This window comes from Brevibacillus reuszeri (assembly GCF_002897295.1).
GTDB lineage: Bacteria > Bacillota > Bacilli > Brevibacillales > Brevibacillaceae > Brevibacillus > Brevibacillus reuszeri_A.
In genome coordinates this window covers 12,127-26,692 of record NZ_BEXF01000012.1, presented here as the reverse complement: position 1 = coordinate 26,692, position 14,566 = coordinate 12,127, and the positions used below count along the sequence as shown (strand labels likewise).

At 50.8% G+C, this 14,566-nt stretch carries 16 protein-coding genes; 11 read left to right on the top strand and 5 right to left on the bottom strand.

The window, feature by feature from the left end:
* The first annotated feature begins 4 nt into the window (after positions 1-4).
* The 4 genes from C3B52_RS19295 to C3B52_RS19280 all read left to right on the top strand — a co-directional run bounded on the left by C3B52_RS19295 (position 5) and on the right by C3B52_RS19280 (position 3,860).
* Positions 5-331, top strand: coding sequence for an anti-sigma factor antagonist (locus tag C3B52_RS19295; protein ID WP_103108036.1), 327 nt, complete (start codon positions 5-7; stop codon positions 329-331).
* Entirely contained in the window at positions 331-828 is a 498-nt protein-coding gene (gene rsbW / locus C3B52_RS19290; protein WP_103108035.1) for an anti-sigma B factor RsbW, read from the top strand. Before C3B52_RS19295 ends, rsbW begins: the two co-directional genes overlap by 1 nt.
* The gene (sigB, locus tag C3B52_RS19285; protein ID WP_103108034.1) at positions 797-1,585 is read left to right on the top strand and encodes an RNA polymerase sigma factor SigB; all 789 of its coding nucleotides are present in this window, start codon (positions 797-799) and stop codon (positions 1,583-1,585) included. The genes rsbW and sigB overlap by 32 nt, the downstream gene beginning before the upstream one ends.
* A 112-nt stretch (positions 1,586-1,697) precedes the next feature.
* Positions 1,698-3,860 carry a Tex family protein gene (locus C3B52_RS19280; RefSeq protein WP_103108033.1) on the top strand — a complete coding sequence of 721 codons (2,163 nt, stop codon included), beginning with the start codon at positions 1,698-1,700 and terminating at the stop codon, positions 3,858-3,860.
* A 40-nt stretch (positions 3,861-3,900) separates the two neighbouring features.
* Here the strand turns inward: C3B52_RS19280 and cmpA are convergent, their stop codons facing one another.
* Positions 3,901-4,023 (bottom strand): cortex morphogenetic protein CmpA, encoded by a 123-nt coding sequence (gene cmpA, locus C3B52_RS19275; protein WP_023556668.1) that lies wholly within the window; start codon positions 4,021-4,023, stop codon positions 3,901-3,903.
* Between the two features lie 77 nt (positions 4,024-4,100).
* Positions 4,101-4,436, bottom strand: a complete 336-nt coding sequence (locus C3B52_RS19270; protein WP_103108178.1) for a hydrolase/acyltransferase — start codon at positions 4,434-4,436, stop codon at positions 4,101-4,103.
* A 108-nt stretch (positions 4,437-4,544) separates the two neighbouring features.
* Between C3B52_RS19270 and C3B52_RS19265 the strand changes: the two genes are divergently transcribed.
* From C3B52_RS19265 to tsaD, 6 genes are all read left to right on the top strand, one after another.
* The gene (locus C3B52_RS19265) at positions 4,545-5,018 is read left to right on the top strand and encodes a SprT family protein (RefSeq protein ID WP_103108032.1); all 474 of its coding nucleotides are present in this window, start codon (positions 4,545-4,547) and stop codon (positions 5,016-5,018) included.
* Between the two features lie 83 nt (positions 5,019-5,101).
* Positions 5,102-6,127: a thiamine-phosphate kinase gene (gene thiL, locus C3B52_RS19260; protein ID WP_103108031.1), complete on the top strand. Its 1,026-nt coding sequence runs from the start codon at positions 5,102-5,104 to the stop codon at positions 6,125-6,127.
* 15 nt (positions 6,128-6,142) lie between these two features.
* Entirely contained in the window at positions 6,143-6,613 is a 471-nt protein-coding gene (gene tsaE / locus C3B52_RS19255; protein WP_103108030.1) for a tRNA (adenosine(37)-N6)-threonylcarbamoyltransferase complex ATPase subunit type 1 TsaE, read from the top strand.
* Positions 6,594-7,316: a tRNA (adenosine(37)-N6)-threonylcarbamoyltransferase complex dimerization subunit type 1 TsaB gene (gene tsaB, locus C3B52_RS19250; protein ID WP_103108029.1), complete on the top strand. Its 723-nt coding sequence runs from the start codon at positions 6,594-6,596 to the stop codon at positions 7,314-7,316. The genes tsaE and tsaB overlap by 20 nt, the downstream gene beginning before the upstream one ends.
* Positions 7,317-7,320: 4 nt before the next feature.
* Positions 7,321-7,776 carry a ribosomal protein S18-alanine N-acetyltransferase gene (gene rimI / locus C3B52_RS19245; RefSeq protein WP_103108028.1) on the top strand — a complete coding sequence of 152 codons (456 nt, stop codon included), beginning with the start codon at positions 7,321-7,323 and terminating at the stop codon, positions 7,774-7,776.
* Positions 7,776-8,858 carry a tRNA (adenosine(37)-N6)-threonylcarbamoyltransferase complex transferase subunit TsaD gene (gene tsaD / locus C3B52_RS19240; protein WP_103108027.1) on the top strand — a complete coding sequence of 361 codons (1,083 nt, stop codon included), beginning with the start codon at positions 7,776-7,778 and terminating at the stop codon, positions 8,856-8,858. The genes rimI and tsaD overlap by 1 nt, the downstream gene beginning before the upstream one ends.
* Before the next feature lie 91 nt (positions 8,859-8,949).
* Here the strand turns inward: tsaD and C3B52_RS19235 are convergent, their stop codons facing one another.
* Positions 8,950-9,453: a DUF3600 domain-containing protein gene (locus tag C3B52_RS19235; RefSeq protein WP_103108026.1), complete on the bottom strand. Its 504-nt coding sequence runs from the start codon at positions 9,451-9,453 to the stop codon at positions 8,950-8,952.
* Positions 9,443-10,006 (bottom strand): sigma-70 family RNA polymerase sigma factor, encoded by a 564-nt coding sequence (locus C3B52_RS19230; RefSeq protein ID WP_103108025.1) that lies wholly within the window; start codon positions 10,004-10,006, stop codon positions 9,443-9,445. Before C3B52_RS19230 ends, C3B52_RS19235 begins: the two co-directional genes overlap by 11 nt.
* 302 nt (positions 10,007-10,308) lie before the next feature.
* Here C3B52_RS19230 and C3B52_RS19225 point away from each other — a divergent pair, with 302 nt between their 5' ends.
* Positions 10,309-12,552, top strand: a complete 2,244-nt coding sequence (locus C3B52_RS19225) for a hypothetical protein (RefSeq protein WP_103108024.1) — start codon at positions 10,309-10,311, stop codon at positions 12,550-12,552.
* A 2-nt stretch (positions 12,553-12,554) separates the two neighbouring features.
* Here the strand turns inward: C3B52_RS19225 and C3B52_RS19220 are convergent, their stop codons facing one another.
* Positions 12,555-14,489, bottom strand: a complete 1,935-nt coding sequence (locus C3B52_RS19220) for an ABC-F family ATP-binding cassette domain-containing protein (RefSeq protein WP_103108023.1) — start codon at positions 14,487-14,489, stop codon at positions 12,555-12,557.
* Positions 14,490-14,566 lie beyond the last annotated feature (77 nt).

The window sequence follows — 14,566 nt, the reverse complement described above, 5'->3', positions numbered from 1 at the left end:
GAGGATGGATCTGACAATGGAAACAACGAGCACAGAAAACGAGCATTATGTGACCTTGAGGGGCGACATCGACGCTTATACAGGGACACAAGTGAAGGAGACGCTGATGGCGCTGGCCAAGCAGCCGAATGCGACTTTGATTAGCGTCAATTTGGAAGCAGTAGAGTACATGGATAGTACGGGAATAGGAATTTTCATCGCGGTCATGAAAGCTTGCAAGCAGACGGAGTGTACCTTTCGGGTAGACAAGCTGTCTTCTCGCGTGGAAAGGCTGTTTCGCATTACTGGCTTGTACGATCATATTGCCATCCACAAAGGAGAGAGCGAGTAATGGGTCAAAATGGACCTAAGGCAGATGTGATTCAGCTGACCTTCCCTAGCCAGACAGAGTATCTGGGAGTGGCTCGTCTGACTGTGTCTGGTGTAGCCAATCGCATGGGATTTTCCTACGAGGACATAGAAGACATCAAGCTAGCAGTGGGAGAAGCCTGCACGAACGCGGTTGAACATGCCTATGGAGAAGACGAAGAGCCTGGTGCGATTCACATGACGTGCCACGTTCATTCCGATCGTTTGGTAATTGAAATCTCTGATCAGGGAGTTGGATTTGCAGGAGAGTTGAAGCCGGATCAATTGACCCCGATTTATTCGGGCAGGGACATTGATGATCTGGAAGAGGGCGGACTGGGACTCTATCTGATCCATACGCTGATGGATGAAGTCGTGATTCGTTCGGACCGAGGCGTGGCAATTTCCATGACCAAGTATGTTCGTCGGGATGGGGTGGCTGGTGATGATGACTGGACAATCTCGAAAGCAGAAGTATAGTGCGGAGGAGTTAAAGGAGCTTACCCACCAATATTGGCAAACCGGACATGCCCATCTGCAGGAGCAATTGGTGAGGGCCTATACTCCTCTCGTAGAGACATTGGCCAAAAAATTTGTTCGCGGACAAATTATGCACGAAGACTTGATTCAAGTCGGAATGATTGGCTTGCTAGCTTCTCTGCGTCGATTTGACCCGTCCTTTGAGAGAAGCTTCGAAAGCTTTGCCATTCCCACGATTGTGGGTGAAATCAAACGGTATATTCGGGACAAGACCTGGAGTGTCCATGTGCCGCGAAGAGTAAAAGAACTGAGTCCAAAAATTAAGCGTGTCGTTGACGAGTTGACCACACAGCTTCAAAGATCTCCCCAAATCTCAGATATCGCGCAGCACCTGGGTGTGACCGAAGAGGCCGTACTAGAGACATTGGAAATGGGGCGCAGCTACCATTCCCTCTCCATGGACAGCGAGCTGGAAGCAGATAACGACGGGCATACCATTACGCTGTTAGACCTCGTAGGCTCGGCGGAGCCGGGCTACGACCAGATCGAGCAGCACATGATGCTGGACCGAGCCCTGCATGTACTGGACAAACGGGAAAAAGAAATCATTCACTTAACTTTTTATCAAAACTTGAGCCAGAAGCAGGCAGGAGATGTCATGGGGATGTCCCAGATGCATATCTCGAGGCTGCAGCGACGGGCATTGGGGAAGCTGCGAGAAGCATTGAGAGTGGAGCAACTGGAAACGGCAACGTGAGTGAGCACGTAAAAAAGGTGTCGGCTGGCACCTTTTTTCTGTTTCAGGTTTCCAGTCCTTGCAAGCAAATATGGTACAATAAACGGCGAAGTACGAGCGCAGGAGGATATGTATGGAGCTTACGTTGATGATCCAGACCGTTGCCCATGATACGGGCGTTAAGCCTCATCAAGCGGAACGCACGATTGCTCTTTTGGATGAGGGAAACACGGTTCCTTTTATTGCCCGATATCGAAAAGAAATGACCGGGCAGCTGGACGAGACGCAGATTCGAGCCATTGAAGAACGCGTTCGTTATTTGCGTAACCTGTCTGTACGCAAAGAGGAAGTCGTACGTCTCATTGAAGAACAAGGCAAGCTGACAGAAGAACTGAAGGCAGCTATTGAGCGTGCAACGAAACTGCAGGAAGTAGAAGACCTGTATCGTCCTTATCGCCAAAAGCGGCGTACGCGTGCGACCATGGCAAAGGAAAAAGGGCTGGAGCCACTTGCTACTTACCTGCTCAGCCTCCCGAAATCAGGAGCGCCTGAAGCAGAGGCAATGAGCTACGTTAACCCGGAAAAAGGAGTAGAGACAGCAGAACAAGCTTTGCAAGGTGCTATGGATATCATCGCCGAGCAATACTCTGACGACCCGGATATACGCCAATGGGTTCGGGAGCGTACCATGCAAAAAGGATTGCTGGTATCCGAGCAAAAAGCGGAAGAAGCAGACGAGAAAAATGTTTATCAAATGTATTATGCATACAATGAACCTTTGAAAAAGGTAGTTCCTCATCGAGTGCTGGCGATTAATCGCGGAGAGAACGAAGGCATTCTTAAGGTAGCGGTGGAAGCTCCTGTGCCAGAAATCCTGGCCTGGATCCAGCGCCGCGTCATTTCCCGTGAGACAGTCGTACGCTCTATTTTGGAGACGACGGTAGAGGATGCCTATAAACGCTTGATTGCGCCATCCATCGAGCGCGAGGTGCGCACCGAGCTAACAGAAGCGGCTGAAGAACGTGCGATTCATATTTTTTCAGAGAACCTCCGCAATTTACTGCTTCAGCCCCCTGTAAAAGGCAAAGTAGTGCTTGGTGTCGACCCGGCATTTCGGACAGGCTGTAAACTGGCTGTAGTAGATGAAACCGGCAAGCTTCTGGAGGTTGCCGTCGTATACCCGACTCCACCCGTAAACAAAGTGGCGGAGGCATCGGCCAAGGTGAAGCAGATGATCGAAGCATACGGTGTTACCGTAGTGGCGATCGGGAACGGAACGGCGTCACGAGAGACGGAGCAGTTTATTGCGACACTGCTGAAGGAACTGAAGCGAGACGTTATGTATATCATCGTCAATGAAGCTGGAGCGTCTGTTTATTCGGCTTCTGCAATTGCCAAGGAAGAGTTTCCAGACCTGGATGTGGCAGAACGCAGTGCAGCCTCCATCGCTCGGCGTTTGCAGGACCCGCTCGCTGAACTGGTCAAGATCGATCCAAAGTCTGTTGGGGTAGGACAATACCAGCACGACGTATCCCAGTCGCGTCTGGCGGACAGCCTCCAGTTTGTCGTCGAATCGGCAGTTAACCATGTCGGTGTGGACGTCAATACGGCATCGCCTTCCCTGCTGCAGTATGTGTCAGGGATCAGTCGGCAGGTCGCGGGCAATATCGTGAAGAAGCGCGAAGAGGTCGGGAAATTCACTACGCGTTCCCAGCTCAAAGAAGTTCCTCGTCTTGGCGCCAAAACGTATGAGCAATGCATTGGCTTTCTACGGATCGTCGATGGAAATAACCCGTTGGACAAGACTCCTATTCACCCTGAGTCCTACACGGCTACCCACAAGCTGCTTGCGATGATCGGTATTGCGCCGGAGCAGATCGGCAGCGAGCTGTGCCGGGAGCGGCTGCAAGCACTGGATGTGGCTGCAACAGCAGGCCAGCTGGGGATCGGGGAGCCAACGCTGCATGACATCGTAGAGAGCTTGCTGCGTCCAGGGCGCGACCCGCGTGATGAACTCCCTAAACCATTGCTGCGCAGCGATGTACTCCAACTGTCTGATCTAGCAGTGGGCATGAAGCTGCAAGGTACGGTGCGAAATGTAGTGGACTTTGGGGCATTTGTCGACATCGGGCTGAAAAATGACGGTCTGGTTCACATATCCCGATTGAAAAAAGGCTTCGTCAAGCATCCGCTTGATGTGGTCACGGTAGGTGATATCGTAGATGTGTGGGTAGTTGAGATTGATGAGAAGCGCCAGCGTGTTGGCATGACGATGATCGCTCCGGCAGAAGGCTAATCGCTTCGCTTTAGATACAGCAAAAAGGCGGCCTCCTCATTTACTGTGGGCGGCCGCCATGTTTTTCCCAATATAGAAACCAACAACTGTTCAACAAACGAATCTGTCGAATGTCCTTCCCAATGAAGGCACGCTGCAATTGCCTACGCATCCATTGTGGCATGAAGGTACCTCCTGGATTTAATCGTCTATTGGCAATGTATGCAACGGACGAGCAGGAGGTACCTCTTTTTGTAAAACTTATTCTTCTTCGTTTAAAAACTCCAGCTGTGCTTGCAGCGCACGAATCTCCGTCAACAAGGAGATTAGTGGGTACTCGTTCTCCTGTAGGGAGGCAAAGCGGCGCTCCAGCCCACTTACGTAAGCCAGTCCGTCAGTGACCGAAAGCTCGCTTCCCAAAAGCTCCAGATCAGCACATTCTGCCAGAACTGCTGGCAGCTCAGGTCGATCCACAATCGTCAATTTGTCAATTTCCTTATGTAGCCGCTTGAAAAGCGCGACCAGCTGGTACATATGCGATTCAGGGAGTGCAACAAAATGCAGCCCTGTGTTCTCCTGCAACATCAAATAGCGCATGAGCTCCTCCACCATTCTACTTTTCTTCCACCCAGTGTAGCCTATCTGTCTAGCACTTTTCAACATTAACTGCTATCGTGAAAGAAGAAGAGAAGCGGAGGAGATGAGATGACCGATCAGGAATTGCAAATGCTGGTGGAGGAAATATCCAGCGAGTTTTTTGCCACGCCCTTTCGCCATCAGGCCCGCTTTAACAGCAGATTGCGCACGACTGGTGGAAGATACCTGCTGCGCTCGCACGATATTGAGCTAAATCCTCGGCATTTGGAGGAGCATGGCTTAGAAGAGCTGACAGCGATCATCAAGCATGAGCTGTGCCACTATCATCTGCATATAGCCAAGAAAGGGTACCGTCATGTGGATCGAGATTTTCAGGTGCTGCTTAAACAGGTGGGAGGAAGTCGATACTGTCAGCAAGTAGGCAATGGTCGCACGGTTTTGCCCTATCGCTACGAGCTTGTTTGTGGGGCATGCGGGATGAGCTACAAGCGCAAACGCAAAATGAACCCTGCAAAGTATCGGTGCGGACGTTGTAGCGGCAAGCTGATGCTGCGCGAACTAAAAGAGGTAGCTCAGCCCTAAGGTACGCGTTGCCGGGGCTTTCTTGCACGTATTTTGACAGCAGAGGTATAATGAATTCACTATGCAGTAAAGGAGCGTTTGAGGTGGCACAAGATGAATTTTCCCTGATCCGGCAATGGACAAGTCGGTCGGACGGACAGGAAGGGGACGGCTTGACCGTCGGGCTCGGGGATGATGCCGCCGTTTTTACGCCAGGGCACGCGATGGAAGTCGTTGCTTGCTGTGATGCTATGGTGGAAACCGTCCATTTTTTAAAAACAACTATGAGCCCGAGCGACATAGGGTACAAGGCAGTCATGAGTAACATTAGTGACGTGGCAGCCATGGGCGGATATGCGAGGTATGCATTGGTCAGTATTGCGGTATCGCCCAACTGGTCGCCAGAGGAATGCAGCCAAATCTATGATGGCATTTATCAGGCTTGTGAGCGGTATGGTGTGCGTGTCATTGGCGGAGATACGGTGTCTGCACCAGATGCCCTGCATTTGTCAGTGACCGTGCTCGGTGAAGTGGAAAAAGGCAGGGCGATTCGTCGCTCGCAGGCAGCAGCGGGGCACACCGTGTTTGTTACCGGGCATGTAGGAACCTCGGCAGCGGGGCTTCACCTGCTATTGCAGGAAAAGAACGGAGCCAGCAGCAGCTCTGGCGTGTGGAGGGAGCTGGAGATAGCTCACCAGCGTCCGCTGGCTCAGGTGGCTGCGGGGAGACTACTGCTCGCTTCTGGCGCATGTAGTTCCCTAAATGACGTGAGCGACGGCTTGGCATCAGAGCTATGGGAGATTGCAGAAGCGAGTCGAGTAGCGATATCTGTCGATGCTGCGCAGATCCCCATCAGGGAAGATGTCCGCGCTTATGCAACACAGGTAAACAAGGACCCTTTGGAATGGGCTTTTTATGGAGGCGAGGACTACCAGCTTGTTGGCACAGTGGAGTCGAACAAAGTAGACGAGATTGCACAGAAATTTGCATCCGCTGGTATTCCGTTTGCTGTTATTGGCCGGGTAGAGGCAAAGAGTGAGGTCGGAGTGCCTGCGCTCTCCCTGATTCAAGATGGCTTGCAGCTTCCGTTGCCTAAAGCTGGCTTTAACCATTTTGGGCAGCGTGGATAAGGAGTGATGACGAACATGACATATACATGGAGGCTTTCGGGTGCAGCGCAAACACAGCGCTTCGCTGCTTGCTTGGCAGACCAGCTTCAGCCCGGCGACTTGCTCGCGCTCGAAGGCAATCTGGGTGCGGGCAAAACTACGTTTACCCAAGGTCTGGGGCGAGCGCTTGGTGTACAGCAAGTAGTGAACAGTCCGACGTTTACAATCATAAAAGAATATCAGGGCCGTTTGCCGTTATACCATATGGATGTGTATCGGGTAGGCGATGATGTAGACTCGCTTGGGCTAGACGATTACTTTTTTGGCGAAGGAGTCTGTGTGGTAGAGTGGGCTTCCTTGATCGAAGATGTGCTTCCAAACGAGCGATTGACTGTTTACTTGCGTACAGAAGGAGCAGAAGAACGGACGATCGAGCTGGTGCCTCTGGGGGCAAGATATGTGAATTTGTGTGAGGAGTTTGATTTTGATGCGGTTACTTTCGATTGATACATCCAATCTGGTGTTAAGTGTAGCTGTCGTAGAGGAAGAGAGAGTCCTCGCAGAGATGACAACCAACCAGCAAAAGAACCACTCGATTCGACTCATGGATTGTGTCAGTGAATTGCTGGACGCAACAGGTACCTTGCCAGAGCAGCTCAGCGGGTTGGGAGTAGCCAATGGACCTGGCTCCTACACGGGCGTAAGGATTGGGGTGGCATCGGCAAAGAGCATGGCATGGTCATTAGACATTCCCGTGATCGGAATTTCCAGCTTGCAGGTAGTGGCGATGAATGCACTTGGCTTTCCAGGAATGATTGTGCCACTGTTTGATGCCCGCAGAGGACAGGTTTACACAGGATGCTATCGTACAGACGGCATGGAGAGCGTACGGGCGTGTGAAAACGAAAAAATCATTCTGCTCGAGGAGTGGCTTCCACACCTTCGTGATCAGGCACAGGGAGAGGAGATCCTGTTTCTTGGCGAAGACGTTCGGATACACAAAGAAGCGATTGTACAGGCGCTGGGTGAGCAGGCGAAGTTTGCCTCTCCCGCTGCGAATCATCCCCGAGCAGCCCACATCGGTTATCTGGCGATGAAAAAGCTGCAGGATGGGACGAATGTGCATGAGCTGGTTCCAGAGTATCTCCAATTGGCGGAAGCGGAAGCAAAATGGCTGGCCCAAAAGCAGGAGGGTTTGGTAAAGGAGTAATCATATGAGTCAACATACAGATTTGGAATACCGCTTTATGACGATGCAGGATGTCGGGGCAGTCGCCGAGCTGGAGCGGTTGTCCTTTTCAACACCGTGGCCGCATGATGCTTTCGTCAACGAGCTGACGATGAATCCGAATGCGCGATATGTCGTTGTCGTTCATCAGAATCGAATCGTCGCTTATTGCGGCATGTGGATTGTGCTCGATGAAGCACACATCACGAATGTTGCGGTCCATCCGTTGTTTCGGGGAAAGAAAATCGGGCTCGGACTTATGCTCAAAATGATGAGTGTAGCGAGATCGTTTGGTGCACAGAGCATGACACTAGAAGTACGGACTTCCAACGTCGTAGCGAGAAATATGTACATTAAGCTCGGATTTAAAGAGCATGGCGTACGCAAAGGGTACTATTCGGACAATAACGAGGACGCAATAATTATGTGGGTGACATTGTAATGAACAGGACAAATAGCTCGCGCTACAAAACGCGCGTACAAGAAGCATATCAAACACATAAGGAGTCAGGGGCTCCGACCTATATTTTGGGGATTGAAACCAGCTGTGATGAAACCTCCGCATCCGTTGTTCGTGACGGGCGCGAGGTGCTCTCCAATGTCATTGCTTCACAAGCAGATATCCACAAACGATTCGGCGGGGTAGTGCCAGAGGTAGCTTCCCGCAGGCATGTCGAGAACATTACGCTGACGATCGAAGAAGCATTGGCCGAGGCAGGCAAGACACTGGCTGATATTCAGGCGATTGCTGTCACGTACGGTCCAGGTCTCGTGGGGGCGCTACTGGTTGGTGTGGCGGCTGCTAAAGCTGTTTCTTTAGCGAGAGGGATTCCACTGATCGGTGTCCATCATATTGCAGGCCACATCTATGCGAACCGTCTGGTAGAGGAAATGGATTTCCCGTTAATTGCGCTGGTCGTCTCGGGAGGCCATACGGAGCTGGTCTGGATGAAGGAGCACGGTCAGTTTGAGATTTTGGGCGAGACGCGTGATGACGCTGCAGGTGAGGCATATGACAAGGTAGCACGGGCACTGAATATGCCGTATCCCGGGGGACCGCACATTGACCGGCTCGCGCACGAAGGCGAAGCAAATGTACCGCTTCCTCGCTCGTGGCTGGAGCCAGGCTCGTACGATTTCAGCTTTAGTGGCTTGAAATCAGCTGTACTCAATACCTTGCATAATGCCGCCCAGCGCGGAGAGTCGATTGAGCCAGCGAATCTCGCGGCTAGCTTCCAGGACTCCGTGACAGAGGTACTTGTAGAAAAAACACTCCGAGCTGTTCGCGAATACGGAGCGAAGCAGGTGCTTTTGGCAGGAGGAGTGGCAGCTAATCGGGGATTAAGAGATCGGCTGCAGGAGCGGTGCAAGGCAGAAGGAGTTCCACTCGTTATTCCTCCGTTCTCACTTTGTACGGACAACGCTGCCATGATCGCAGCTGCAGGCTATATCAAATATGAAAAAGGACAGTTTGCTGAGTTGGACCTAAATGGTGTACCTGGCTTGTCGTTAACTGAAGAGTAATGTCTGATTGCAAAAAGGAGTTATCCACATTGGGATAACTCCTTTTTGCTGTATGAAAGAGCGAAGAGCTTGCATCTGACAGGAACTCTTTTTACTGCGCGGAGCCTTTGATTTTTTCAAAAAGAGGACTCAACTTGGAAGCGAGCTGCTGGTACAGCTCCTGTTCCTCTGCTGTCATCTTGTCTTCGTGAGGGACACCATTTTGATCCGTGATCTTCAGCTTTAGCTGCATCAGCTGCTTGGTTAAGGACACATATTCTGTAAATTCCTCGTCTGTCAGCTTTCCTTTGGCTTCTTGAAGAAAGGCTTCTATCTCGTTGTAGCTTTGCTGGGTTCCTCCCCGTTCCATAATTGCTTTTGAGCTACCAAAGATTTCATCTGCGAGATAGGGAGTGGCTAAAGCAGCAGTAGGGATCAGAATTGCTACTGCAACGATGCTGGCAAGCAGTCTTTTTTTCATGAGTGGTTGTCTTCCTTTCTTTTGCTGCAAAAAGTGTTGATATGTACGGTGGACTCGTTTCTCTACTTCATGCGGAATCGGCATTTCTTTGCCTGCTTGAAGCAGCTCCTCACGCAGTTGTTTTTCAATGGGCATATAGGTCACCTTCCGCTATTGGGTATCGTTTTCGTAATTCCTTCAGTCCGAGATGGTGTCTGGACTTGACTGTACCCAAGGGAATTTTCAGCAGGTCAGCGATTTCTTCTAGAGAGTAATCGTGAAAATAGCGGAGTATCACAACTACCCGTAGCTTGTACGACAATTGGCGAACAGATCGAAACAGCTCAAGCTGTGACTCTGATTGCAGAACGACTCGCTCTGTCCAGTCATATTGCTGCGTAGCGAGCAGTCGATTGCGCTCAAATATGCGCAAGCGGCGCCAGGCTTTTCTTTTCCAATCCTGGACTTGTCGTACGGTAATACCATGCAGCCAGTAGCGAAAAGGCCTGCTGGGATCATATGTGTGGTAGGAACGCCACATGCGAAGGTAAACCTCACTTACGATGTCCTCGATCTCCTGCTTGTTGAAGACGAGGAAGGCGACTGTGCGATAGACGTCCTGATGCGTCGCCCGATAAACCAATGGAAATGCCGTTTCGTCTCCTAGAATCATTTTTTCTAGGAGTGGTAGTAACTCTTTATCATTCATGGGGGCCCCTCCCGAAAGTGTTACAACTCTATATTCGCTCTTTTGCAGGAAAAGGTTCAGTATTAAGGCTTCTTTTATCGTTTATCTACTGTATCGGCTGATTGATCGGCTGAATTTGGAGCAGAACAATAATTATCCACAAGGAAGGATAACTTTGCAGGTTGTTCACATCCCCACCTGTGAATACTGGTGATAACATGAAAAACGACCGGGAAAATCGCCGGATGAAACAATTTAAGCTTGTGGATTATTCTGTGGAAAATGTGGATAAGACAAGCATAGTTATCAACAGGAGGCATCTCGTGAAGACAAAAATCTTGCTCAGTTTACTTGCATCCCTAATATTGTTTGCAGCTACAAATATCGGAAATCGCACAGCCACAGCTAAAGAAGCTCAGCAAGTACTTGTGCTATTTGTAGAGGGAATGTCTTTTTTAGACATGGAGACCTTCGCAGGTAATCCAGCTGTGGATAAATGGGTAAAGGAAGCATCTGCTGGCGCTGTCTCCATGCGCACACCTGGAGCACGGACTGCCCCTAACGGCTATTTGCTTATGGGAAGTGGCGGACAAGCACAATACAGTGTAAAAAGCGGAACGGCCTATCACACTACCGAATCGTTGTCTGCTAGAGAAACAGCTGGAGACAGGGTGCGAGAGCTTGGCGGAATAGCAGAAAACAATCTGGGGTCATCGATTGTGTACCCGGGGATATATCGATTGCTGGCAGAAAATGAGGACAAGCCGTTTTCGGCGAGGATAGGTCTGTTGGGAGATACTCTTGCTGCTAGAGGAATTCGGGTGTCGGCTTACGGCAATGGAGATTATGAAGACGCCAGGCAGCGCTACAGTGTCCTGTTTGCGATGGATAGGAAAGGACGCGTGCCGCATGGTGATATATCAGCAAATAGTCTGCTGCCAGCCAAGGAATATCCGTATGGGGTGAAAACAAACTACACGCATATACTCAACCAAATCCAGGATGATCAAAAGTCGGGGGTTGTTACGGTTCAGCTTTCCGATTTGGCGCGCCTCTACCAGCTGGCAAATGATATGGAGCCTACACAGTTTGCCCGTCACTATCATCAGGTGTTAACGGACTTGTCTCATTTTGTGGATCAAGTGCTACAGAGACAAAAAAAGAACCAGCTCATCATTCTGACATCACCAGCGGTCCATGTGGTGGCGACAAAGGAAAAAGCGCTGCTATCTCCGATTCTCATTTGGAACAACAAAGACAGAGGCCTGCTTACATCTGCGACGACACGTCAATCCGGGCTCATTAGCGGAGTAGATATCTTGCCAACAGTTTTAGCCTGGTTAAACGTACCGCCACCTAGTGATTTGGCTGGACATGCCGTGAAGGTAGACTTGGAGAGAAAAACGATGAATGAACTGCTGGATCAAGTAAAGCAAATTCATCACACATATGCCACAAGACCTGCCGTCATCTATACATACGTCATGCTGCAAATCATTACGCTTGCCTGTGCGGCACTATTGTGGTTATGGGGGAAAAGGAGGGCGGGCGCTATATACTCCGGGCTGCGCAGAGGGGTACGTCTCGCGTTATTGGCACTTCTCTGGTTTCCTTTCCTATTGCTGGTGGAAGGGATGCTCGGCTGGAATGCCTCCGGACAGGTTGTATTAGGCTTGCTCATAACCGTGGCGCTGCTGGCTTCCTTTCTACAGGAGCATCGCTCACTTTCGCACACGACACTTATCATATGCGGTACCACGGCACTTGCAATTTTAATCGACGGGTGCAGTGGGGCGACGATGATGCGACATTCGTACCTCGGCTATGACCCTGTCATCGGGGCTCGCTTTTATGGATTAGGCAATGAATACGAGGGGGTTCTGATCGGTAGTGCGATCCTGTTTGTGGCTTCGCTTTATCAGGCCTACAAGCAGTCGGATAAATATGACTCGCCGCGCAACAGCATCCTGTTGCCGGGGGTGGCTGCCATTTTTTTCGGACTGGTGCTTTACTATATGGTGGCTCCAGGCTTGGGTACGGATGCAGGCGGCTTTCTTGCCGGATTAGTTGGGTTTTTCGTCGCCTTTGCGAGACTGCAGGGCTTACGGATAGGCAAAAAAGGCCTCCTGGTGCTAGCAGGCGGCCTAATGCTCGGTGTTGCTGTATTGATAGCCGGAAGCTTGCTGACTGATCAGCCCTTAACACATGTAGGGCGTGTCTCCCAGCAGATCGTGTCAGGGGAATGGGCTGAGGTCGGCAAGATGCTGGAGCGCAAGCTGGCTATGAATCTGCGGTTAATCAGGGTTTCCATGTGGAGTAAGGTGTTTGTCGTATCTCTCGTCGTGCTTGGCTTACTGGCACTTAGAAATGATCGGTTCCTGCGTCATTTGGCGATGGATACACCATTTCTGGTCAAAGGCTTTGCAGGCGTAATCGCAGGCTCGCTAGCAGGACTGGTGCTGAATGACTCCGGTATCGTTACAGCAGCCACCTGCATTGTTTTTCTTGTCGTTCCCGCTCTGTATGCGGCTTTGGAGGAGCCGGCACATGAACGCTGCTCGACGTGAGGTTATGCCTCGGAGAGCTCGCTCCATTCGTCATACAGCTGCTCCAGCTCGACTTTTGCGGCATGAATCTGATCGTTTCTTTCTTTTGCCTGGACATGGTCGCTATAGATCTCAGGAAGACATAGCTCTTCTTCCCATTTGGTAATATCAGCTTCCCGTTTTTGGATCGTGGCTTCGATCTCTTCCAGACGGCGCTGGCGTTGGCGTTCCCGCTTCTTGGCTTCCTTATCCAGCTCGTAGGCTGATTTTTCAGGCTGAACCGCGGCAGCAGTGCCTTGCTTTTTGGCAGGGAGCGCTGCTTGTTCGGCTGCAAGCTCCGCCAGCTCTTGCTTTTTCTCTACATAGTAGTCGTAGTTGCCCAAATAACTGGTCACGCCATCACCTGTCAGCTCAAGCACCCGGGTTGAGATTTTATTCAGGAAGTAGCGGTCATGGGAGACGAACAGGATGGTTCCTGGATAATCGTAGAGCGCATTTTCCAAGACTTCCTTGCTGAAAATGTCCAAATGGTTTGTAGGCTCGTCGAAGATTAGGAAGTTGGCTTGCCTTAGCATGAGCTTTGCCAAGGATACACGTGCGCGTTCTCCGCCAGACAGGTCGGAAATGCGCTTTTGCACATCGTCTCCGCTAAACAGGAAGTTGCCTAGCAGCGTACGCACGTCTTTTTCCAGCATTTGTGGATACTCATCCCAGATTTCACCGAGCACCGTACTCTGTTCGTTCAGATTGCGATGCTCTTGGTCGTAATAGCCGATAGTGACGTTACTGCCAAAATCTATGCTGCCACGAAGCGCGCTCAGCTGCTCCACGATCGTTTTGAGCAAGGTGGATTTGCCAATCCCGTTAGGTCCGACCAGCGCGACTCTCTCTTCGCGTTCAATCTCAAACGTAATGCCCGAAGAGAGGACAGCATCCGGGTAGCCAATAGCGACATTCGCTGCCTTCATCACGATGGTTCCGCTCATTTTGGAGACATCAAAGGAAAAATGGACTGATTTGTTTTTCATGATCGGCTTGTCCATGCGGTCTATTTTTTCTAATGTCTTACGTCTGCTTTGTGCGCGCTTGGTTGTCGTCGCACGAGCGATGTTTCGAGCGATAAAATCCTCCAGCTTGGCGATTTCGTCCTGCTGCTTTTCAAATCGCTTCAAATCTTGCTCCAACCGCGCAGCCTTTTGATCGAGGAACTGACTGTAGTTGCCGACGTAACGAGTGGCGCGTGTCCGCTCGATTTCATAGACAACGGTCACCAGCTTGTCGAGGAAGTAGCGGTCATGGGAGACGACGAGGATTGCTCCCTGATAGTTTTGCAAATAGGTTTCCAGCCAGGTGAGTGTTTCAATGTCCAGGTAGTTGGTCGGCTCATCGAGTAGAAGAATCGTTGGAGCCTGCAGCAGCAGCCTGGCCAGAGCCAAACGTGTTTTTTGTCCGCCGCTTAGCGTACGAATCGGCGTCTGGTAATCCATGTCGGCAAAGCGAAGACCGTGCAGCACTCCGCGAATCGCTCCCTCATAGCTGTAACCTCCGCGCTCCTTGAATGCTTCCGAGCGGTGAGAGTAATTTTCCAAAAGCTGCTGGTAACGCTTTTCATCAGCGAGGATAGCAGGATCGCCCATTTTTGCTTCCAGCGCGCGCAGCTCCTTTTCCTCGACCTGCAGATGCGCAAATACAGAAAGCAGCTCGTCCCAAATGCTTCTCTCCGACTCCAGCCCGCTGTTTTGTGCCAAATAGCCGATCGTTACCTCTTTGGGAATCCGCACAATTCCGCCATCGTAGCTAAGCTCGCCAGCGAGAATCTTCATCAAGGTAGATTTTCCGGCACCATTGACACCAACGAGCCCAACACGTTCACCCGTTTGTATTTGCAGGGAAATGTCCTGTAGAATGGTCTCGACACCATACGTTTTTTCTATATGTTCAGCTTGTAGCAAGATCATGTGGTTCACCTCTTTATATACTAATGCAAGTGTAGCCTAGAGAGAGTGTACGGGACAAGCCTAGAGGGGCGTTGTTT